The sequence below is a fragment of the Myxococcus xanthus genome (assembly GCF_013116825.1).
GTDB classification, from domain to species: domain Bacteria; phylum Myxococcota; class Myxococcia; order Myxococcales; family Myxococcaceae; genus Myxococcus; species Myxococcus xanthus_B.
The window spans coordinates 20,034-41,153 of sequence record NZ_JABFNS010000061.1; the positions used below are offsets into that span (position 1 = coordinate 20,034).

Sequence of the window (21,120 nt, forward strand, 5' to 3'; positions counted from 1 at the left end):
GTCCCCGTCACATGCCGAGCGCGGCCATGAGCGCGCCGCCGCCCAGCAGGGACTGGCCACCGTCGCAGACCATGATGGAGCCGGTGATGTAGGACGAGCCCTCCGACGCCAGGAAGAGCGCGAGCTGGGCAATGTCCTGCTTCTTCCCGAAACGCTGGAGCGGCAGGGCCAGGGCGAGCTTGTCGCGACCCTCGTCGCTGGGGGCGAGCCGGCGCATGCCTTCCGTGTCGTCGATGGGGCCGGGGGTAATCGCGTTGACGCGCACGCCGGAGCCACCCCATTCAATGGCCAGCACGCGGGTGAGCATGTCCACGCCGGCCTTGGCGGCACAGACGTGGGCCTGCATGGCCATGGGGAGATAGGCCTGGGGCGCGGAGATGTTGATGAGGGACGCGCCCGGCTTGCGCAGGTGCTCGAAGGCGGCGCGGCTGATGTTGAAGGTGCCCAGCACGTCGATGTCCATGACGGCCTTGAAGCCGTTGGAGGACATGCCCAGCGCGGGCGCGGGGAAGTTGCCGGCGGCGCCGCACACGACGACGTCCAGCTCACCGTAGGCCTCGCGCACCGTCTGGAGGGCCTTCTCCACCGCGGCATAATCCCGGACGTCGGCGGCCACGCCCATGGCGGTGCCGTGCGCCTGGAGCCCCTTCACCGCGGCCTCGAGCTTCTCCACGTTGCGGCCGTTGATGGCCACCTTGGCGCCCGCCTTCACGAAGGCCTCGGCGATGCCGAGGTTGATGCCACTGCTGCCGCCAGAAATGAACGCCACCTTGCCCGCGAGCAGCCCGTCCCGGAACACGCCATCAGCCATTTGGACCCGTCTCCTGTGGAAGCAACCGGGCAGGGACTTGAACAAACCTGCCGCACTGCGTCCATGACGTTCGCCAGACGGACAGCGGAACCCGGGGCCGTGTGTTAGAGGTCGCGCCATGACCCGCCGCCGCCCCGAAATCCTCGCCCCCGCTGGGGACCTCGACTCGATGAAGGCCGCGCTCGCCAGTGGCGCGGACGCCATCTATTTCGGATTGGACGAAGGGTTCAACGCACGCGCCCGCGCGGAGAACTTCTCGCTCGCCACCCTGCCGGGGACGCTGGCGCTCGTGCACCGCGCCGGCGCCCGCGCCTATCTGACGCTGAACACGCTGGTCTTCGAGCCCGAGCTCCCGGTGGTGGAGAACATCCTGCGCCGCATCGCCGAAGCCGGCGTGGACGCGCTCATCGTCCAGGACCCCGCGATTGCGCTGGTGGCCCGCGCGGTGTGTCCGCAGATGGAGGTCCATGCCTCCACGCAGATGACCATTTCGAGCGCGGAGGGCGCGCGCTTCGCCAAGGGCCTGGGCGCCACGCGCGTGGTGGTGCCGCGCGAGCTGTCCGTGGCGGAGATTCGCCGGCTGGCGTCGGAGACGGACGTGGAGCTGGAGGTCTTCATCCACGGCGCGCTCTGCATGTCGTGGAGCGGTCAGTGCCTCACGAGCGAGGCGTGGGGTGGACGCTCCGCCAACCGCGGGCAGTGCGCGCAGTCGTGCCGGCTTCCGTACGACCTGGTGGTGGATGGCCAGACGCGGGAGCTAGGCGACGTGCAGTACCTGCTCAGCCCCAAGGACCTCGCGGGCGTGATGGCGGTGCCGCAGCTGGTGGAGATTGGCGTCCATTCGCTGAAGATTGAAGGCCGGCAGAAGGGGCCGCAGTACGTCGCCACGGCGGTGCAGGGCTACCGGCGCTGGGTGGATGGCGTGTCCGCGGGGACGCCGGACACAGGGGCGCTGCGCAAGGACCTGGCGGACATGACGCTGTCGTACAGCCGGGGCTTCTCGCACGGCTTCTTCGCGGGCTCGGACCACCAGACGCTGGTGGAGGGACGCTTCCCGAAGCACCGGGGCGCGTACCTGGGCCGCGTGGAGTCCGTGCACGGTCGTGACGTGCGCGTGGTGGACGACACGGAGGGCCGTCCCTGGACGGGCGGGCTGGGCCAGGACGACGAGAAGGCGCGCCCCGACGCGCCCGTGGGCAAGGTGTCCTCTCCGCTGGAGACGGAGACACCGGTGGCGGCCGAGGTGTCGCCCCGCCCCGGCATGGGCGTGGTGTTCGACGACGGGCACCCCGAGGACAAGCACGAGCCCGGCGGTCCGCTGTTCCGAGTGGAGCGCAAGGGCCGTGGATGGGTGCTCGGCTTCGGCAATCCCGGTCCGAACATGGGCCGGGTGAAGCCGGGCCAGCGCGTCTGGATGACGAGCGACCCGGCCCTGGCGAAGCGCACGGAGGAGTTGCTGGGGCGCGGCGAGCCCGAAGGCCGCGTGCCCCTGGAGCTGACCGTGACAGGCGCCGCCGGTTCGCCGCTGACGGTGCTGGGCCGGGCGCGCGGTGGACACGTCTATTCGGTGTCCAGCGAGGTGGCGCTGGCCGAGGCGCGCGGTGGGGGCATCGACGAAGCGCTGCTGCGGGACAAGCTGGCGGCGCTGGGCGGAACGCCTTTCACGCTGACGGGGCTGGATACGTCCGGGCTGGCGGCGGGGCTCCATTTGCCGGTGTCGGAGATGAAGGCGCTGCGTCGCCGGCTGGTGGCGGAGCTGTCGGAAGCCGTGGCGCGCGGTCCGGTGCGGACCGTGAACGAAGGCTCCACGCTGGAGTCCCTGCGCGCGTCGCTGCGTGAGCGCGTGCGGCCGGCGCCCCGGGCGGCGGAGGACGTGCGCCTGCTGCCGCTGTGCCGCACGGATGAGCAGCTCGAAGCGGTGATTGCCGCGGGGTTGCCCGAGGTCGAGCTGGATTGGATGGAGCTGGTGGGCCTGCAGCGCGCGGTGGAGCGTGCGCGCGCGGCGGGGCTGCGCGTGACGATTGCCACGGTGCGCGTGCAGAAGCCGGGCGAGGAAGGCTACGACGCGCGCATCGCGAAGCTGAAGCCGGACGCGGTGCTGGTGCGGCACTGGGGCGCGATGATGCACTTCCTGGAGCGTCCGCCCGCGCCCGGGGAGACGCGCCCCGCCCTGCACGCGGACTTCTCGCTCAACGTCACCAACTCCGTGACGGCGCTGCACCTGCTGGGGCTCGGGCTGGACACGCTGACGTTCGCGCATGACCTGGACGCGGTGCAGTTGGGGGCCATGCTGGAGCACCTGCCGGCGGAGCGCTTCACGGTGACGGTGCATCACCACATCTCCACGTTCCACACCGAGCACTGCGTGTATTCCCACACGCTGTCCCACGGGCGGGACTACCGGAGCTGTGGACGGCCGTGTGAGAAGCACCGCGTGTCCCTGAGGGACCACAAGGGGCTGGAGCACCCGGTGGTGGTGGACGTGGGGTGCCGGAACACGGTGTTCAACGCGCAGGCGCAGAGCGCGGCCTCCCTCGTGCCGTCGCTGCTCGCGCGGGGCGTGCGGCGCTTCCGGGTGGAGTTCGTGCGCGAGTCCCGCGAGGAGGCGTCGCGCGTGCTCTCCGCGTACCAGGAGCTGCTGGCCGGTCGCATCTCCCCTGCGGAGGCCGTGCGCCGCGCGGCGGTGCATGAGCAGTTCGGTGTGACGAAGGGCACGATGAAGGTGCTCAACCCCACCTTCAACGTGCAGCGCTGACGCTGTAGCCCACCGCGTTCAGCGGGAGCCCGTGGGCACGGCGCGGCGTGAGAAGCGCAGGACGGCGCGGAACACGTCTTCCGTGTCGTCCGCGTCCATCCCCTGCTGCTCGGCCCACTGGCGCCGGGACTCCAACAGGCTCGCCTCGCGCTCCGCGTCTGGCAGCGGGAGTCCGTGCTCGGCCTTCAGGTGTGCTGCTTGCTGGATGAGCTGGGCGCGACGTTCCAGGAGCTGAACCAACTCGCGGTCCAGCGCATCCACGCGCTCGCGGACTTCCGTCAGCCCGGGCGGCGCGGCGACAGGCTCCGGCGCGCCCGAGTGCCCTGATTCACACCCCAGGTGTAGCTGCGTCAGGGCATCCAGCAGCCGCACGCGTGCGTCCCGCGCATAGGGGTTCTCTGACTGCACGACGCCGAAGAGGTGGGGCACCTCCAGCCGTGCGTACTCCTCCAGGCGGGCCACGGGCTGGAAGCTGGGCGGCGCGAAGGGCAGCCCCTTTCCGGCCTCCGCCTTGAGCAGTCCGTGGGCCAGGAAGAAGGTGAGCACGTGCGTGCGCGCCATCAGCGCGTCGTGCGCATCCGGCGACAACTCCGTCACTTCACAGCCGATGCGTTCGAACAGCCCCCGGGCCTTGCGCACGGCCTCTGGGTGCAGCTCGTTCGGGCACACCACCGTGCGGCGCGGCAGGTCGCCCCTCGCCAGACTGGCCGGGCCGAACAGCGGATGCGTGCCCACCCAGGGGATGTCCCGCCCCAACACGGAGGCCAACACCTGCACGGGGCGCACCTTGACGCTGCCGACGTCGAGCACCGTCTGCTCGGGCGACAGACGCGGGCGAAGCGCCTCCAGCACCGAGCGCATTCCAGACACGGGCATGGCGAGCACCACCAGCCCCGCGCCCTCGACAGCCTCCGCGAGCGTCGGTGCCCTCAGTGCGTCGGGCACGTCATCCTGGCGCGGCTCGAACACCCGATGCGGGATGCCCGCTTCCAGCAGGAGGCCCGACAGGGCACGGCCAAAGCGGCCGTACCCCAGCAGCGCGATGCGTTCCGTCATGACGCCGGACTCCAAATCCCAGTTGCGCCTGGAATTCTCGCATCGCCAGCGCAAGCGGAGGAAGCCCCTCGGCCCGGGGGCTCAGCGCCCCTGGAAGTGAGGGGGGCGGCGCTCCACGAATGCGGAGAAGGCTTCGGCCAGGTCATGGGACTGAAGGAACGCGGAGTTCCACACCGCCACATAACGCAGGCCATCCACGATGGATTTGTCCGCGCAGTACTCCAAGACCTGCTTGGCGCCCTGGACGACGAGCGGGGCGTTCTCGGCGATGCGCCTCGCGGTCGCTCGGGCCTCCGCCAGCAGGGCCTCCGGCGTGGGGAACACCTCGTTCACCAGCCCCATGCGCAGGGCGCGCGCGGCGTCCACGTCACCTCCGGTGTAGGCCAGCTCGCGCGTGTGGCCCTCGCCGATGATGCGAGGCAGGCGCTGGAGCGCGCCCAGGTCGGCGACGATGCCCACCTTCACCTCGCGCAGGGAGAACTTCGCGTCCTCGGAGCAGTACCGGAAGTCACACGCGGCGATGAGGTCCATGCCTCCACCGATGCACCAGCCGTGCACGGCGGCGATGACGGGCTTGCGACAGCGGGCCATGCCCTCGGTGGCCTGCTGCATGTCGCCAATCAGCGACAGCAGCTTCAAGCGCTCCAGGGCCAGGTTGCTTTCGCCAGTGAGCAGCGGCCCCAGGGACTCCATCATCCCCACCAGGTCCAGGCCGAAGGTGAAGTGCTTGCCCTCTCCGCGAACCAGCACGACGCGGACGGAGTCATCCGCGTCCAGCGCGCGGATGGCCTCGGGCATCTCCCGCCAGAAGTCAGGCCCCATGGCGTTGCCCTTGCCAGGGCCGGTGAGCACCAGCTCGGCGACGCCTTCATTCTTCTCGATGCGCAGCGACTTGTAGGTCCCGTCCATTCAGGCCTCCGATTCAAGACGTCAGCCGAACTCCACCACCCGCATGCCGAACAGGCGGTCCACCGCGAGCAGCAGGTCGTCATTCACCTGCACCTTGATGGACGTGTTGCCGATGAGCGCTTCCCCCTCGCCCTTGAAGAGCACGCTCACCGCCACGGGCGTGGCGCCAGCGTACTTCTTCGCCAACTCGTGCAGCTTCGCCACCCGCTCCTCCGTGAGCAGGTCCGCCGGCACGCGCAGCTCCAGCCGCTTGGTGCGCTTCTCACGCACCGCCTTGAGGCTCTGGATGTCGTCGACGATGAGCTCCGGCGTCGGCGTGTCCTCGTCACGCTGGCTGATCTGCACCGTGCCCGACACCAGGATGGGGTCGTCCGACTTGAGCAGGTGCTCCCAGTTCTCGAAGCCCGGCTTGGGGCCCTGCTTCGCCCACTTGCCGTCCCGGCCCATCACGTTGCGCGTGCCGTCCTTGCCCGGGAAGCACACCAACTCGATGGAGCCGGACAAGTCCTCAATCGTCACCCACGCCATGCGCTTGCCCGTCTTCGTGGGCCGCTCGCGCAGCACCGTGACGATGCCCGCCACCGTGAGCTTGTCGTCCTTGCGCGCGCGCTGCACCGCCGTAATCGGCCGCGCGTAGCGCTTCAGCTCCTTGTCGTACTGGTGCAGCGGATGGCCGGACACGTAGAAGCCAATGGCCTCCTTCTCCAGCGACAGCCGCTCCTTCTCCGACCAGTCCTCCACCTCGACGTAGTCGTCCTTCAGCCCGCCGCCACCACCGTCCGAGGACGGCCCCGCCAGCATGCCGAACAGCGAGCTCTGGCCGGCCGCCTTGTCCTTCTGGCTGGCCGAGCCGCGGTTCATCGCCTTCTCGATGGTGTCGAAAATCTGCCGGCGCGAGCGCTTCTCGAAGTCGAAGGCCCCCGCCTTCACCAGCGCTTCCATCACCTTCCGGTTCACCTTCCGGCTGTCCACGCGCTCGCAGAAGTCGAACAGGCTCTTGAAGGAGCCATCCTTGCGCGCCTCCAGGATGGACTCGATGGCGCCCTCGCCCACGCCCTTGATGGCGCCCAGGCCGAAGCGAATCTTCCCGCTCACCGCGCCGAACTCCATGTCGGACTGATTCACATCCGGCGGCAGCACCTCGAGGCCCGACTCGCGCGCCTCGCCGATGTGCTTCACCACCTTGTCCGTGTTGTCCTTCTCGCTGGAGAGAAGGGCCGCCATGAACTCGCAGGGGTAGTGCGCCTTCAGCCAGGCCGTGTGGATGGTGACCAGGCCGTAGGCCGCCGAGTGGCTCTTGTTGAAGCCGTACTCAGCGAACTTCTCCATCAGGTCGAAGATTTCACCGGCGACCTTGAGGTCGACGTTGTTTTTCGCGCAGCCCTCGAGGAAGCCGGCCCGTTCGGCCTGCATGACCTCGGCCTTCTTCTTGCCCATGGCGCGGCGAAGCAGGTCCGCGCGGCCCAGGGTGTAGCCACCCAGGACCTGCGAAATCTGCATCACCTGCTCCTGGTACACGATGACGCCGTAGGTGTCCTTGAGCACCGGCTCCAGCGCGGGGTGCGGGTACGACACCTTCTCCCGGCCGTGCTTGCGGTTGATGAAGACGTCCACCATGCCGGAGTCCAGCGGACCCGGGCGGTAGAGCGCGCCGGCGGCGATGACGTCTTCGAAGCAGTTCGGCTTGAGCTTCACGACCATTTCCGTGAAGCCGCTGGACTCCATCTGGAAGATGCCGGCCGTGTCGCCCTTGGCCATCAACTCCCAGGTCTTCTCGTCGTTGAGCGGAATCTCGTGCCGCGGGATGTCCTTGCCGTGGTTGCGCTTCACCAGGTCCAGCGCGTGCTGAATCACCGTGAGCGTCTTCAGACCGAGGAAGTCGAACTTCACCAGGCCGGCCGCTTCCACCTCGTCCTTGGCGAACTGGGTGATGAGCGTCTTTTCACCCGGCGGCTGGTAGACGGGCACGAACTCCCACAGCGGCTTGTCGGCAATCACCACGCCTGCGGCGTGCATGCCGGGCTGGCGGTGCAGGCCCTCCAGCGCGAGCGCGATTTCGAGCACGTCCCTGGTGGTGACGGGCTTGCCCTCCACCTCGCCGATGTTGGAGGGCGTCTCCATCATCTCCTTGAGGCGAGGCTCCATCTCGATGGCCTCCCTCAAGGTGATGTTGAGCACCTCCGGAACCAGCTTCGCGATGCGGTCACCTTCGCTGAACGGCAGCGCGAACACGCGGCACACGTCGCGCAGCACGCTCTTGGCCTTGAGCGAACCGAAGGTGATGATCTGCCCCACGTTCATCTCGCCGTACTTCCGGCCGACGTACTGGATGACCTCGTCCCGGCGGTCCTGGCAGAAGTCGATATCGAAGTCGGGCATCGACACGCGTTCCGGGTTCAGGAAGCGCTCGAACAGGAGGTTGTACGGGATGGGGTCCACGTCGGTGATGCGCAGCGCGTAGGCCACCAGGCTGCCGGCGCCGGAGCCACGGCCCGGGCCCACCGGGATGTTCATCTTCTTCGCCCAGTTGATGAAGTCCTGGACGATGAGGAAGTAGCCGCAGAACCCCATCTTCTGGATGACGCCAATCTCCAGCGCCAGCCGCGCCTGGTACTGCTCGCGGTCGATGGGGTACGTGACGGTGGCCGCCAGTTCGTTGAAGCGCTCGCGCAGCCCCTCATACGCCAGCTCCGCCATGTAGCTGTCCGGCGTGTGGCTGTCGGGCACCTTGAAGGTGGGCAGCATCGGCTTGCCCAGCTTGAGCTCCAGGTTGCACTGCTCGGCGATGCGCTGGGTGTTGTGGACCGCCTCGGGGATGTCCTTGAAGAACTCCAGCATCTCCGTGGGGCTGGTGACGTAGAGCTTGTCCGTGGAGTGCTTCATGCGCTTGCCGTCCGCCAGCGTCTTGCCGCTGGCGATGCACATGAGCAGTTCGTGGGCGCGCGCGTCCTCGCGCTTGATGTAGTGCGCGTCCGCGGTGGCGCACAGCGGGATGTCCAGGTCACGCGAGAGCTGCTTGAGGTTCTCGTTCGCCTTGTCCTGCTCCGGCATCCCGTTGGACTGCACCTCCAGGAAGAAGTGCCCCGGGTCGAAGATGTCCTTGTACTCCTGCGCGGCGCGGCGGGCGTGGTCCATGTCGCCGCGGAAGCACGCGCTGGTGACTTCCCCCCCCAGGCACGCGGTGAGCGCGAACAGGCCCTTGCTGTGCTCGGCGAGCACCTTCTTGTCGATGCGCGGGTGGTAGTAGAACCCGTGCATGTACGCGGTGGAGGAGAGGTAGCGCAGGTTGGCGTAACCCTCCGCGTTCTTCGCCACCAGGATGAGGTGGTGGGAGACCTTCTCGGAGCGGTCCTCACGCCCCTTGGGCCCGGCGACGTAGGCCTCCATGCCCAGAATCGGCTTGATGCCGGCGTCCTTCGCCTTCTTGTAGAAGTCGATGGCGCCGAACATGTTGCCGTGGTCCGTCACGGCGACGCTGCTCATCCCCTTCTCCTTCACCGTCTTGATGAGGTCCTTCATCCGGATCGCCCCATCGAGGAGCGAGTAGAGGGTGTGCAGGTGGAGGTGGGTAAAGGACATAAGCGCGTTCCGCTCCTGGAGGCCGGGGTGCCGCCGAACACTAGGGCCGTGCTCCCCTGCTCGCCAGTCCAGTGTTGCCCCTGGCGGAGACGCGCGGGAGAGGCCGGAAAATCGGCCTCTTGCGGCGTTCCGCCATGAGCGGAAACCCTGGACGGAATGCTAACGCCCGCCCTTCCCACCGCCCGTCTCCGTGGAAGTCACGATGCGTCCAACCCTCAGGCGCCAGGACGTGGCCCCTGGGCCGGTGAGCGCTCGGGCGGCTTCATACTTCTTCACGCCTCGTACAAGTCCCAGCAACGGCGGGCCGGCACATTGCCCACCGTCGCCGCGAGGGGTGGCGACTTCACGTGGAGCCGTCCGCGCTCCACCCAGGAGAAGGCCATGATGAAGAGGTTCGCAATCGTCGGTTCCGCGATGCTCGCCGTCGCGCTGCTCAGCGGCTTCGCGCTGCGGGGAGGCCCCCGCTGGGGCAAGGACCCGGAGCGCGTGAAGCAGTTGGTGACGTGGAAGCTCGACGACAAGCTGGACTCGCTGGACGCCACGGAGTCCCAGCGCCAGTCCATCCACGCCGTGAAGGACCGACTGTTCTCAGACGGAGTGCAGCTGATGCAGGAGCACCGCGCGGTGCGCGAGGAGGCCTTCCAACAGCTCGCGTCGGACACGCCGGACCGGCAGAAGCTCCACGCCCTGGTGGACGCCCGCATCGAGGCCATGCGCGCCTTCGCTCACCAGGCGACAGACGCCGCCCTGGAGGTCCACGGCACGCTGACGCCGCAGCAGCGCAAGGCGCTGGCCGAACAGTTCCGCGAGCACGTAGGCCCGTAGTCCGCGCGCGCCACCGTGGCGTCAGGACAGGTGGGGTGTGTGCTTGCGGGAAAGGGTGGGCGGGGCGGCGGCGCACGGCTAGTTTAGGTGCGTGAATTACACCGACTACGCAAAGCGGATCCGCGCCCACGCCCAGGTCGCGGACGTCTCCGAATACGGCCGCGTGACGGAGGGGGACCAGGACTACCCCCTCTTCCGGCTCGTCGTCCCGGGAGAGCGTTGGCTGGTCATCACCTCCGGCTTCCACGGGGAGGAGCCCGCCGGTCCCCTCACCCTGGCCGAGCACTTCCCGGCGGTGGCGGCGTACGCGGTGGAGCGCGGCGTGGGGCTGCGCGTCTATCCCTGCATCAATCCGTCCGGCTTCGAGGCGGGGACCCGGTACAACCGCAGCGGCGAGAAGCCCAACAACGACTTCCTCCGCTACGAAATCGCCCCCGGGGAGTGGGTGGGCGAATTGAACGTCGCGCGCCCCTTCCTCCGCTGGGCGCTGTATGACGGAGGCCCCAAGGAGACGCGTGCGATACGCAGCGAGCTGGCGCGCTATGCCGCTCCGGCCGCCGCGCTCGACATCCACCAGGACGACTACCTGGGCGGGGCGTCGACATATGCGTACACCTTCGGAGACAAGGCGGCCTACCGCCCGCTGGTGGAGGCCAGCGCGAAGCACGTCGCGGTGGTGCGCAGCCAGAAGGTGGACGACCACAGCTTCGCCGACGCGGACGGCCTCATCGAGTACCACGATGGCAGCGTCACCGACTGGTACTCGCGCCAGGGCGTGCCCTACACGGCCGCGCTGGAGACGACGACGCCGACGCCGCGTGACGTCTGCGACGCGGTGAATCTCATCTGGATTCGCGGCTTCATCGACCTGGTGGCGCGCGGCGGCTGAGGGCGGAGCACCAGACGAAGCGGCGGGCTACGGCGACCGCGCGTTGCCCACGCGCCGCGTCCACAGCGTGAGGAGGTTGCGGACCACCGCGCCCTCGGGGACCTCAGCGCCGGCCGGCACGTCCACCTGGAGGCCCCGCGCGGCCAGCGGGGGAAAGAGGCTGTCCTCTCCAGGGGGCTCCAGCGGGACGGAGTCATCCGCGGGGCGGAAGCCGAAGGCCAGCGCGCGCTGCTGCACCGGCCGGCTGTGCAGGTAGCGCAGCCACTCCAGCGCGGCCTCGCGCTGGCGGGGCAGCACCCAGTCCCCGTCCAGCACCGCCGCCGGATGGTCGCTCCAGGACGTGAGCGTCGGGTACAGGACCTTCAGCGCCCCCCATTTCCCCGGCGGTTGGGAGAGCTGGGCGATGGCCAGGTTCTCGTACACCACGGCGATGTCGTAGCGGGACGGGCCGAAGCGGACCATGTCCGCCATCAGCGCGCCCGTGGACTGCTCGAAGCGGCCCGTGCCCCGCTCCAACTGGCTCAGCCACGTCTGGAACCGCGGCTCCAGCAGGTCGGCCACCGTCAATCCGCTCTGCTTGCCGTAGAACTCCAGCGACGCCAGCAGCAGCGCCTGGAGCCCGGAGTTGGAGCGCGTGGGGTCCGTGTGGCCCAGCTTCACGAAGCCCCACTCCGGCTGGCCACCCACCGCCGGCCAGCCCTGGTCACTGGACACCGCGTCGTGGATGACCTTCCAGGACACCGCGCCCCCGCCGCTGGCGCGCAGGAGCACCTCCGCCCGGTCCTCCCACGCCACGAAGACGAGCGGCGTCTTCACCAACGGCCGAGGCGCCGCTTCGCCCTCCGAGGCGAACAGCGGCTCACGCGTGGTGTCCGTGGCCCAGTCCGACTCCAGCATCCGCAGCACCGCGCTGTCGGCGGGGCTCCACACGGTGGGCCGCTCACGGCCTTCGAGGATGGCCCGCGCGGCCTCCAGCGAGCCCTGGCCCACCAGGTTCACCCGGATGAGCGGATGCGCCTTCTGGAAGTCCGCCGCGGCCTCCTCCACCCACGCCTTCTTCTCCGTGCTGTAGAGGAACGTGATTTCCGTCCGCACCGCGCGGGTGGATACGGGCGCCTGGGCCGCGGGACGCACCTCTTCCGCTCGCTCCGCCGCGCGCCGCGAAGACAGGTAGAGGGCCCCACCCAACGCAGTGAGCACCCCGACGATGATGAGGACCGCGGGCTTCATGGACCGGCTCGCACTTCTGGGAACGGGTGCTCTGCTCCTGAGCATCCTTGTAGGCAACCTCCGCGACGCCGTACAGGGGCGGCACGTCCGCCTCGGCCCCCAGCCCTGGAACCCGAAGTGTCCACTTCCGCACGTTTGTTTGAACACAAATGACATGCCAGAATGGGCGGATGACGCCAAACATTCGGCAGCTCGTGCTTGCGGGCCTGGGCACGGCGCTGAGCGCGTGCGCGACCAGGCCCGCTCCTCCGGTGGAGCATTATTCGCTCGGCATGTCTCGAGCGGAGTACCGGGACTACAAGAAGGCGAAAGCGGACCCCTGTGCGTCCTCGGAACCGCGGTGGCTGGCGGACGAGCTGACGACGGTGAATGGCACCATGGCCCGCTTCCTCCGGGAGACGGAGAACCTCGCCAAGCTGGACGCGCCGGACCACGCTCGCCAACTGGCGATGATGCGGGAGGCCACCGGCTCACTTCCGCCCATCATGGAGGTGCACCGCTACACGCTCAACCGGCTGAAGGAGTGCGGCTTCCGCAACACCGGGGCCTTCCCGGAGATTGCCCGTCGTGGCCAGGAGCTGCTGACGGAGGTGGATGCCCGGCTGGAAGAAGGGCCCAAGGTGCTGGCCGCCGTGGCGCTGAAGGATGCCCGCCGGCAGTGGCGCGAGGAGATGCCCGAGCGGGAGGAGGCCGCCCGCCGCACCTGGTGCCCGCCCAACCCCCAGGTGGGGCAGACGGACCTGTTCTACGCGCGGCAGGAGGTGGACGGCCGCAAGCTGTGGCGCTTCTGCGACGGACATCTGGTGGAGCAGCGCGCCGAAGGGGAGCCCGTGCTCGTGCAGCCCGACAACCTGACGTGGCGCATGCGCCGGCGCATCAAGCCCCAGTCCTACCTGGACGCCGCGCGCGACTATCCGACGGCGGAGATGGACCGTCAGCCCGACAGCGTTCCGTCCTCGGGCCAGGGCGCCGCCAAGAAGTCGTCCGCGCCCAGCGACGGCGGCCCGGGCTAGGCCACCGCCCCTCGCGGAGCGCGTGGGGCACTCCCACGCGCTCCTGAGAGCCAGCGACGCTGGCGCCTCACGCCTCCAGGCGGGCCAACCGGCTGGCCAGGTGCGCGTCCTTCGAGGCATCGACGGACTGGGCCCAGGTGGCCAGCGAGCCGCCGCTGGAGGACAGCTGCTCCTCCACGTGCGGCCGCAGGCGCGTCCACCGCTTGCTCCACCCCTCCTCGGAAGGCGCGCCCGCCAGACCGGGACGCTCCGCCAGCAGCATGCCCATGCGCAGCGCCAGCTCGGGCTGCCCCAGCGCCGACGCCTGCCGGGCCACGGTCGTCGCCGCGGGGACGGCGTCCGGCACGGCGAGCCATACCTCGGCCGCGCGGGTGAAGGCGGCCACGTCCAACTCGCCCAGCAGCGCGAGCGCGTGCCGCAGCGGGAGCCGGCCGTCCTTCTTCGGAGCGACGACGCGCTCCATCAACGCGGTGAAGGTGCCCGCCAGCTCCGAGTGGGCCGCGGGGTCCACGCCGCCCAGGGCCCGCAGCGCGCGCTTCGCACGCCGGGCCCGCGACGTCACCTCCCAGCTCCGCCACCCCAGCCGGGCCCGGAGCGCGGCCAGCGCCTCGGCGGCGGCCTTCAGCGACTCGGACGTGGGCGTGACCGCGGGCACGCGGCGGGGGAGCTCCGCCTTCTTCGGCGCGGGCGGTGGCGCGGACGCGGGCGCGGCCTCCGCGGCGCCGCCCTCCGTCACCTCGAGGTAACCCTCGCGCAGCTTCTCAGCGACCTTCTTCTCGTATTCCTTCCGGGCGCCGGCTTCGTCCGCGAAAGCCTTCTCCCGCCGCTGACCGGCGGTGCCGATGCGACCGAAGGTGACGATGAAGGTGTTGCCCTTGAGCTCCGGCTCCCAGAACTTGGAGCTGGAGCCTTCCACGAACTCGAACCTTCGCATGCCTCAGAGCATACGCGACGCCGTGTCCTGATGCTCCGCCTTCATCTCGCGGAGCCCTTCTTCACGGGAGCGGCGGCCCTCGTACCCCAGCTCCCGGCGGGCCTTGTCGTCCCGCACCGTCACCTCCCGCCCCATGAGCAGCACCTCGGTGCGGGTGAGCGGAGGCCTGCCGCCCAGGCCGAAGGTGCCCCACAGCAAGTCCCCCACCGTGGCCACCGTCGCGGCCACGCCGTACGGCAGGGTGCGCTCGCCCGCGTCCACGCCCTGCGTCGCGAGCATGGCGGTGATGAAGCCCCGGAACTCCACGGGCTCCCCGTCGGTGAGGAAATAGGCCTCGCCGCCGCGGCCCTTCTCCGCCGCCAGCAGCATGCCCTCCACGCAGTTGGCCACGTGGCAGGTGGACGTCAGGTAACGGCCGCCGCCGAACCACCGGAAGCGCCCGGTCCGCACCGCCTCCTGGAACTGCGGCAGCAGCGACGTGTCACCGGCGCCCCAGATGAAGCGGGGGCGCACCGCCACGGTGACGAAGTCCGGCGCATTCACGCTGAGCACCCGGCGCTCCGCCTCGCCCTTGGTGGAGGGGTAGTCGCCAATGGGGCGCTCGGGCAGGGGCATCGTCTCATCCACCCGCTCCAGGGGCGAGCCATCCGCGAGCACCGCCTCCGTGCTGACGTGGACCAGCCGCTTGACGCCCGCGGCGCGCGCCGCCTCCAGCACCCGCTCCGTGCCGCGCACGTTCGTCTCGTAGAACTCGCTGCGCGCGCCCCAGCCCTTCACCACCGCGGCGCAATGGAAGACGGTGTCACAGCCCTCCATGCCGGCCTTCAGCTTCTCCACGTCCGACAGGTCGCCCTCGAAGGGCTCCCCGCCGGCCTCCGCCACCAAGGCCACTGCCGCGGCGGAGCGCGCCAGGGCCCGAGCGGGCGTCCCGCGCACCTTCAGCGCGGTGAGGAGGTGCCTGCCCACGAAGCCTGAACCACCGGTGACGAATGCCCGCATTGCCTGCACGCTCCTGTGAAGGACTGCTCGCGCTCCTAGCACTCCCGCGCCGGGCCCGATAGAGCGCCCGGCCCGGGTCAGAACATGTCGCGCAGAGACGGCGGCGGCCCGGCGAAGAGACTGCCCGCCGCGCGCACCGAGGCATCATCACCCTCCAGCGCGCCCATGGCCCGCAGCGACTCCGCGGACAGGTGGCCGGTGTAGAGCGGCGCCAGGTGCCGCACGTGCAGCCGCAGGCCGCCGTCGCCGCCACGGCGCACGCGCGCCTGCCCCTCCGCGACCTCCAGCACGAAGCGGCCCTGGTTCTCCGGGAAGAGGTCGTCCTCGACGTCCAGATGGAGGGTACCGGAGAGTCCCTCCGGCCAGCCGCGCGCCTCCAGCGCGGAGGCCACGTCCAGCACCCGCACCATCCAGTGCATGTACAGCTTCACCGAGTACGTCTGCTCGCGAAGCAGCAGGAGCAACGGGTCGTCCACGCCGCCGTACCAGCAGACATCCGTGGCCAGGGAACGGTGGTCCCCCAGGAAGCTCAGGATCCTCCGCGCCGCCGCGGGCGTATGGGCCACGACGTCGGTGAGGAACAGCTCCTGCTTGAAGTCCTTGAGCGGCCGGCGGATGACGTAGAGGTAGCCCTCCACACCGGCGCTGCCCTCCACCAGGTAGCCGTGTGCCACCTCGCCACGCATGTTGCGGACGCGGCCCCATGAGAAGTCTCCGCGGTCCAGCCAGCCCGGCCGGTGACGCGCGTGGCGCTGGTAGCTCAGGACGATGGCCTGCATGTCCTTCTCCTCGATGGCCCGGAGCGACAACGTCCGCTCACTGACGTCCAGCGATGGGACCTGGATGCGGATCTCCTGCCGCGTGCCCGCGTGTTCGTAACCCACGCGCCGGTAGAGTGGCTGCGTCGCCGGATAGAGCACCGACAGCGGGGCGCCCGTCGCGCGGGCCTCGCGCAGTAGGTGCTGCATCAGTCGCGTGGCGATGCCGCGTCCCCGGTGGACGGGAGACACGCCCACCCCTCCCACGCCGATGACGGGCACACTGCGCCCGCCGTACCACTGCCCCATGCGGATGAGCACGAGCGTGGCCGCCACCTCGCCGCCCTCGCGCAACAACCGCAGGTCCGGCCGCGACGTCCGCTGCACCCAGGCGGCGCCGTCCGCGGGGGACACGGCATACGACTGCATCATGATGTCCGCGACGGCGGCCATCTCACGCTCATCTCGTGGCGGTCCGAAGTCGCCAGGCTGCGTCTCCACGCGCATCTCCGTTTCCCGATGACGCACGCTGGCGCCTCGGCCGCCCGCATTCTCACGACGGCCCGGCCTGCCTGTCGAGCGACAAGCCACGGCCCGGCAGGCCCGTGCGCCCACGTCCGGACAGCAGGCGCGCCGTGAGGATGCGCCTCCCGCGCCCGGCGAACCGTCCCACCGCCTCCACCCGACGCGCGTGGCGGCTTCGCCACCCCAAGGCGGCGCGGCTGGTATCCTCGCCGCCATGAAGCGCCCTACCGAGCCCGACGCCCCCGTGATGCCGTCGCTGCTCGTCTTCGCCGTCGCGGTGCTCCTCTTCGGCTCTCCCCTGCGCCGGCTGTGGCTGGCGGAGGGCGCGCCGGGGTACCTGCCCTTCGCGGTGTGGCTGGGCATCATCCTCCTGGGCGGCTGGGCGGCGCACCGGAGTCGTGGCCCATGACGCTCGAGCTCGGCTCGCTCGTCGCCGCGTCCGTCGCCTACCTGCTGGTGCTCTTCCTGGTGGCCTACGCGGCGGAGCGAGGCGCCATCCCCGCGCGAATCACCCAGCATCCGCTCGTCTACGCGCTGGCCCTGGGCGTGTACGCCACGTCGTGGTCCTACTTCGGCAGCGTGGGCTACGCGGCCCGCCACGGCTTCCGCTACCTGGGCATCTACCTGGGCGTCACCCTTGCGTGCCTGCTGATTCCCGTGCTGTGGCGCCCGCTGCTGCGCCTGTCCCGCGAGTTGCAGCTCACGTCGCTAGCGGACGTGCTGGCCTTCCGCTACCCGGGGCAATCCACCGGCACCGCGGTGACGCTGTTCCTGCTGGCGGGCAGCCTGCCCTATCTGGCGCTCCAGGTGCGGGCCGTCGTGGAGTCCGCGCGCGTGCTCAGCCCCTCCGCGTCTCCCACGCTGGTGGGCCTGGGCTTCTGCGCGGTCCTCACCGTCTTCTCCGTCCTCTTCGGCGCACGACACCTCACCCCGCGCGAGCGGCACGAAGGCCTGATGCTGGCCATCGCCTTCGAGTCCGCAGTGAAGCTCGTCGCACTGGTGGCCGTGGGCGTCTGGGCGGTCTCCAACGTGTTCGGCGGCGTGGACGGGCTGCTGGCATGGGTCGACGCGCATCCAGAGGCCATCGACGCACTTCAGCGCCCGGCGCGAGATGCCTCCTGGTCACCGCTGCTGGTGCTCTCTTGCGCGGCCGCGTTCCTCACGCCTCGCAGCTACCACGTGGCCTTCACCGAGGCCCCGGAGCGTGAGGGGCTGGCCACCGCCACCTGGGCCTTCCCGCTGCTGTTGCTGGTGATGAACCTGGTCGTCCCCGTGGTGCTCTGGAGCGGCGAGGCGCTGGGACTGCCCTGGCCCGCGGACTTCCACGTGCTGGCGGTGCCCGCGTCCCGCGGCGCCACGTGGCTGGCGCTGGGCGCCTTCCTGGGCGGTGTCTCCGCGGCCAGCGCCATGGTCATCGTCACCACGCTGGCCCTGGCGCCCATGTGCCTCACGCACCTGGTGCTGCCCCTGGGCTACGCACGCGGGCAGCCGCATCTCTACGGCTGGCTGCTGTGGGCGCGCCGGCTGTTCATCGGCATCATCATCCTGGCCGGCTACGGCTTCCACTGGCTGCTGAACATCCGCGGCACGGGACTGGTGGACCTGGGGCTGGTGTCCTTCGTCGCGGTGGCGCAGTTCATCCCCGGCGTGCTGGGGCTGCTGTTCTGGAAGCGGGGCACGCGCGCCGGGCTGCTGACGGGCCTGGCGGTGGGCGCCAGCCTGTGGTTCCTGACGCTGGTGGTGCCCCTGTGGGCGTCGCCGGACGTCGTCGCGTGGACGCACCGCATGGCGGCGCTGCTCGGGTTCTCCGGCAGTGAGCCCTGGGGCTTCGCCACCTTCGCATCGCTCAGCCTCAACGGGCTGGCCTTCATCGGCGTGTCGCTGGCGACGCGCCAGTCCGCCGAGGAAGCAGAGGCCGCGCGGGCCTGCACACGCGAAGAGGCCGCGCCCGCCGCGGGTGGCGTGGTCGCGGGCTCGCCCGACGAGTTCCGCCGCAAGCTGGCCCCGCTGCTGGGTGAGGAGGCCGCGACGGCGGAGGTGGACCGGGCGCTGAAGTCCCTGTCGCTGCCGCAGGATGAACGCCGGCCCTCCGAGCTGCGCCGCCTGCGCGACGGCGTGGAGCGAAACCTGTCGGGCCTGCTGGGCCCCGTGCTCGCGCGGATGACGGTGGAGGAGGCGCTGCGGCTGGAGCCCGGCGCGCGCACGGCCCTGGCCGAACAACTCCGCTTCGTCGAGGAGCGCCTCCGCGACGCGCGAGGGCTGCAAGGCCCGGTGCCCGCGCTGGAGGCCGTGCGCCGCTACCTGCGCCGCATCCTGGAGGACCTCCCGGTGGGCGTCTGCGCCGTGGGGCCGGACGGTGAGGTCGTCATCTGGAACGGGGCGCTCGAGCAGCTCTCCGGCGTGCCGGTGGACACCGTGCGTGGCCATCCCCTGGAGGCCCTGCCCGCGCCCTGGGGCCCGCTGCTGTCCGGCTTCGCCAGCGGTGTGGACGGGGACACGGAGACGCGCGTCACCGTGGCGGGCGCCGAGCGCATCCTCCGGCTGCACCGCTCCCGGCTCTCCCCCGCGGAGCAGGGCACGGGCACGTCCGAGGGGATGGCCCTCCTGGTGGAGGACTTCACGGCGCGAAAGGCCGTGGACGCGCGCATGGCGCATCAGGACCGGCTGGCCTCGCTGGGGCGCGTGGCCGCGGGCGTGGCCCATGAGATTGGCAACCCGCTGACGGCCATCGCCAGCCTGACGCAGAACCTCAAGTACGAGTTGGAGGACCCGGCGGCGGTGCAGGAGCGCGCGGGGCTCATCCTCCAGCAGTGCCGGCGCATCGACGCCATCGTCCGGACGCTGGTGGGCTTCAGCCACGAAGGCACGGTGGGCGGGCAGGCGCGGCCCTTCACGCGCGTCGCCGTGGCGCCGCTGCTGAGCGAAGCCGTGCAACTGGCGCGGCTGGCGCGCAAGCAGCGTGGGGTGAGCTTCGAGCATCGCTGTCCAGAGGGCCTGGAGGTGCAAGGCGACGCGCAGCGGCTGGAGCAGGTGCTCGTCAACCTGCTGACCAACGCGATGGACGCCTCACCCGAGCACGGCGTGGTGGAGCTGGAAGCGGACATCGACGGTGGCGCGGTGCGGCTGCGCGTCATGGACCGGGGACACGGGATTCCCACCGAGCTGGCGCAGCGCGTGTTCGAGCCCTTCTTCACCACGAAGGGCCCCGGCGAGGGAACGGGCCTGGGCCTGGCGCTCGCGGCGGGCATCGTCCGGGAGCACGGCGGAACGATGCAGGTGGACAAGCGGCAGGGGGGAGGGACTAGCGTCGTGGTGAGCCTTCCGGAGCCACGCCGGATGGAAGCCAGCGTGAACCCCGAGCGGGAGGCCCCGGCATGAGCCGCATCCTGGTCATCGAAGACGAGCCCATCATCCGCACGGAGCTTCGCCGGCTGCTCGTGCGCGCGGGGCACGACGTGTCCGAAGCGGGCTCCGTGCACGAGGCGTCGAGCGACTACCCGCTGGACTCGTTCGACCTGGTGCTGTCGGACCTGCGCCTGCCGGGCGCCCCGGGGACGGACATCATCGCCATGTGTCCGGGTGTGCCGGTGCTCATCATGACCAGCTACGCCACCGTGAAGTCCGCGGTGGACGCGATGAAGCTGGGCGCGGTGGACTACATCGCCAAGCCCTTCGACCACGACGAGCTGCTGATGCAGGTGGAGCGGGTGCTGCGCGAAGGCCTGCTGACGCGGCAGAACGCGGCGCTCAAGCGCGAGGTGGAGCAGGCCCACCCCGTCAGCGGCATGGTGGGCAACAGCGCCGCGATGCGCGAGGTCTTCGAGCGCGTCCGCAAGGTGGCGCCCTCCCCCGCCACCGTGCTGGTGCTGGGGGAGTCCGGCACCGGTAAGGAGCTGGTGGCGCGGGCCCTCCACGCCCAGAGTCCCCGGGCGGACGGGCCGCTGGTGGCGGTGAACTGCGCGGCCATCCCCGAAGGCCTGCTGGAGAGCGAGCTCTTCGGCCACGAGAAGGGCGCCTTCACCGGCGCGCAGGCCGCGCACCCCGGGCTCGTGGAGGCGGCGCACGGCGGCACGCTCTTCCTGGACGAGATTGGCGAGCTGCCCGCCCCCGCGCAGGCGCGCTTGTTGCGCATGCTCCAGGACGGAGAAGTGCGGCGCGTGGGCGCGACGCGGCCCCGCAAGGTGGACGTGCGCATCGTCGCGGCGACCCACCGGGACCTGCCCCGCCGGGTGCAGGAGGGGTCCTTCCGTCAGGACCTCTACTTCCGCCTGCGCGTGGTGGAGATCCGCCTGCCGCCGCTGCGGGAGCGCACGGAGGACGTGCCCGCGCTGGCCAGGCACCTGCTGGAGAAGGCGAGCCGCAAGCTTGGCCGCCCAACGGCGAGCCTGTCTCCCGAGGCCCTGGAAGCGCTCACCTCCCATCCCTGGCCGGGCAACGTGCGCGAGCTGGAGAACGCCCTGGAGCGCGCCGTCATCCTCGCGGATGGCCCGGTGGTGACGGCGGGCCTCCTGGCGCTGGAGCTCCCCGACACGGCGGACAGCTTCGGAGCGTCCACCGAGTCCGCCGATACGAGCCCCGCCGCCGCGGAGGAAGCCAGCGGCGCATCACCGGACTCCATGGAGGAGTACTTCCGCCGCTTCGTCCTGGAGCACCAGGAGCACATGGGCGAGACGGAGCTGGCGAAGCGCCTGGGCATCAGCCGCAAGGCTCTGTGGGAGAAGCGCCAGAAGCTGGGCATCCCTCGCACTCGCGCCTGAGGCACGGCGCCCTCGCGCCTGTCCACTGCCCTCCAGTGCTGGAAGCCCGTCCGCCAGGGGCGCCGCCCCAGCGCGGCGGA

General features: G+C 70.5%; 15 protein-coding genes. 7 read left to right on the plus strand and 8 right to left on the minus strand.

The window, feature by feature from the left end:
• Nucleotides 1-7 precede the first annotated feature (7 nt).
• A complete protein-coding gene (locus HNV26_RS19095; RefSeq protein WP_171443848.1) occupies nt 8-811 on the minus strand; it encodes an SDR family oxidoreductase in 804 nt (267 codons plus the stop codon).
• Nucleotides 812-929: 118 nt separating this feature from the next.
• Here HNV26_RS19095 and HNV26_RS19100 point away from each other — a divergent pair, with 118 nt between their 5' ends.
• On the plus strand, nt 930-3,566 hold the full coding sequence (locus HNV26_RS19100) for a U32 family peptidase (protein WP_171443847.1): 2,637 nt from the start codon (nt 930-932) through the stop codon (nt 3,564-3,566).
• 18 nt (nt 3,567-3,584) lie between these two features.
• Here HNV26_RS19100 and HNV26_RS19105 read toward each other — a convergent pair whose 3' ends face one another.
• The 3 genes from HNV26_RS19105 to dnaE form a co-directional block, all read right to left on the minus strand.
• The gene (locus tag HNV26_RS19105; RefSeq protein WP_171443846.1) at nt 3,585-4,622 is read right to left on the minus strand and encodes a prephenate dehydrogenase/arogenate dehydrogenase family protein; all 1,038 of its coding nucleotides are present in this window, start codon (nt 4,620-4,622) and stop codon (nt 3,585-3,587) included.
• An 81-nt stretch (nt 4,623-4,703) separates the two neighbouring features.
• On the minus strand, nt 4,704-5,531 hold the full coding sequence (locus tag HNV26_RS19110) for a crotonase/enoyl-CoA hydratase family protein (RefSeq protein WP_171443845.1): 828 nt from the start codon (nt 5,529-5,531) through the stop codon (nt 4,704-4,706).
• 21 nt (nt 5,532-5,552) lie between these two features.
• On the minus strand, nt 5,553-9,110 hold the full coding sequence (gene dnaE, locus HNV26_RS19115) for a DNA polymerase III subunit alpha (protein ID WP_171443844.1): 3,558 nt from the start codon (nt 9,108-9,110) through the stop codon (nt 5,553-5,555).
• 381 nt (nt 9,111-9,491) lie between these two features.
• Here dnaE and HNV26_RS19120 point away from each other — a divergent pair, with 381 nt between their 5' ends.
• The gene (locus tag HNV26_RS19120) at nt 9,492-9,935 is read left to right on the plus strand and encodes a Spy/CpxP family protein refolding chaperone (protein ID WP_253816778.1); all 444 of its coding nucleotides are present in this window, start codon (nt 9,492-9,494) and stop codon (nt 9,933-9,935) included.
• Nucleotides 9,936-10,026: 91 nt separating this feature from the next.
• Complete coding sequence (locus HNV26_RS19125; protein ID WP_171444711.1) at nt 10,027-10,824, plus strand: M14 family metallopeptidase; 798 nt, start codon at nt 10,027-10,029, stop codon at nt 10,822-10,824.
• Between the two features lie 27 nt (nt 10,825-10,851).
• Here the strand turns inward: HNV26_RS19125 and HNV26_RS19130 are convergent, their stop codons facing one another.
• A complete protein-coding gene (locus tag HNV26_RS19130; RefSeq protein ID WP_171444712.1) occupies nt 10,852-12,054 on the minus strand; it encodes a substrate-binding domain-containing protein in 1,203 nt (400 codons plus the stop codon).
• 170 nt (nt 12,055-12,224) lie between these two features.
• Between HNV26_RS19130 and HNV26_RS19135 the strand changes: the two genes are divergently transcribed.
• The gene (locus HNV26_RS19135) at nt 12,225-13,067 is read left to right on the plus strand and encodes a hypothetical protein (protein WP_253816780.1); all 843 of its coding nucleotides are present in this window, start codon (nt 12,225-12,227) and stop codon (nt 13,065-13,067) included.
• 67 nt (nt 13,068-13,134) lie between these two features.
• On the opposite strand, the gene HNV26_RS19140 is transcribed toward HNV26_RS19135, so the two are convergent.
• The 3 genes from HNV26_RS19140 to HNV26_RS19150 all read right to left on the minus strand — a co-directional run bounded on the left by HNV26_RS19140 (nt 13,135) and on the right by HNV26_RS19150 (nt 16,286).
• Nucleotides 13,135-14,001: a WGR domain-containing protein gene (locus HNV26_RS19140; protein ID WP_171444714.1), complete on the minus strand. Its 867-nt coding sequence runs from the start codon at nt 13,999-14,001 to the stop codon at nt 13,135-13,137.
• Between the two features lie 3 nt (nt 14,002-14,004).
• A complete protein-coding gene (locus HNV26_RS19145; protein ID WP_171444715.1) occupies nt 14,005-15,000 on the minus strand; it encodes an NAD-dependent epimerase/dehydratase family protein in 996 nt (331 codons plus the stop codon).
• Between the two features lie 77 nt (nt 15,001-15,077).
• On the minus strand, nt 15,078-16,286 hold the full coding sequence (locus HNV26_RS19150; RefSeq protein WP_171444716.1) for a GNAT family N-acetyltransferase: 1,209 nt from the start codon (nt 16,284-16,286) through the stop codon (nt 15,078-15,080).
• 211 nt (nt 16,287-16,497) lie between these two features.
• Between HNV26_RS19150 and HNV26_RS19155 the strand changes: the two genes are divergently transcribed.
• From HNV26_RS19155 to HNV26_RS19165, 3 genes are read left to right on the plus strand one after another with little or no spacing between them, the layout of a single operon-like run.
• Entirely contained in the window at nt 16,498-16,692 is a 195-nt protein-coding gene (locus HNV26_RS19155) for a hypothetical protein (RefSeq protein WP_171444717.1), read from the plus strand.
• Nucleotides 16,689-19,661: an ATP-binding protein gene (locus HNV26_RS19160; protein WP_171444718.1), complete on the plus strand. Its 2,973-nt coding sequence runs from the start codon at nt 16,689-16,691 to the stop codon at nt 19,659-19,661. The genes HNV26_RS19155 and HNV26_RS19160 overlap by 4 nt, the downstream gene beginning before the upstream one ends.
• On the plus strand, nt 19,658-21,040 hold the full coding sequence (locus HNV26_RS19165; protein WP_171444719.1) for a sigma-54-dependent transcriptional regulator: 1,383 nt from the start codon (nt 19,658-19,660) through the stop codon (nt 21,038-21,040). The genes HNV26_RS19160 and HNV26_RS19165 overlap by 4 nt, the downstream gene beginning before the upstream one ends.
• The last annotated feature ends 80 nt before the right edge of the window (nt 21,041-21,120 follow it).

Coding starts and splice junctions, on each gene's coding strand:
- HNV26_RS19095 (WP_171443848.1), bottom strand. CDS start 811: ATGGCTGATGGCGTGTTCCGGGACGGGCTGCTCGCGGGCAAGGTGGCG.
- HNV26_RS19100 (WP_171443847.1), top strand. CDS start 930: ATGACCCGCCGCCGCCCCGAAATCCTCGCCCCCGCTGGGGACCTCGAC.
- HNV26_RS19105 (WP_171443846.1), bottom strand. CDS start 4,622: ATGACGGAACGCATCGCGCTGCTGGGGTACGGCCGCTTTGGCCGTGCC.
- HNV26_RS19110 (WP_171443845.1), bottom strand. CDS start 5,531: ATGGACGGGACCTACAAGTCGCTGCGCATCGAGAAGAATGAAGGCGTC.
- dnaE (WP_171443844.1), bottom strand. CDS start 9,110: ATGTCCTTTACCCACCTCCACCTGCACACCCTCTACTCGCTCCTCGAT.
- HNV26_RS19120 (WP_253816778.1), top strand. CDS start 9,492: ATGATGAAGAGGTTCGCAATCGTCGGTTCCGCGATGCTCGCCGTCGCG.
- HNV26_RS19130 (WP_171444712.1), bottom strand. CDS start 12,054: ATGAAGCCCGCGGTCCTCATCATCGTCGGGGTGCTCACTGCGTTGGGT.
- HNV26_RS19135 (WP_253816780.1), top strand. CDS start 12,225: ATGACGCCAAACATTCGGCAGCTCGTGCTTGCGGGCCTGGGCACGGCG.
- HNV26_RS19140 (WP_171444714.1), bottom strand. CDS start 14,001: ATGCGAAGGTTCGAGTTCGTGGAAGGCTCCAGCTCCAAGTTCTGGGAG.
- HNV26_RS19145 (WP_171444715.1), bottom strand. CDS start 15,000: ATGCGGGCATTCGTCACCGGTGGTTCAGGCTTCGTGGGCAGGCACCTC.
- HNV26_RS19155 (WP_171444717.1), top strand. CDS start 16,498: ATGAAGCGCCCTACCGAGCCCGACGCCCCCGTGATGCCGTCGCTGCTC.
- HNV26_RS19160 (WP_171444718.1), top strand. CDS start 16,689: ATGACGCTCGAGCTCGGCTCGCTCGTCGCCGCGTCCGTCGCCTACCTG.
- HNV26_RS19165 (WP_171444719.1), top strand. CDS start 19,658: ATGAGCCGCATCCTGGTCATCGAAGACGAGCCCATCATCCGCACGGAG.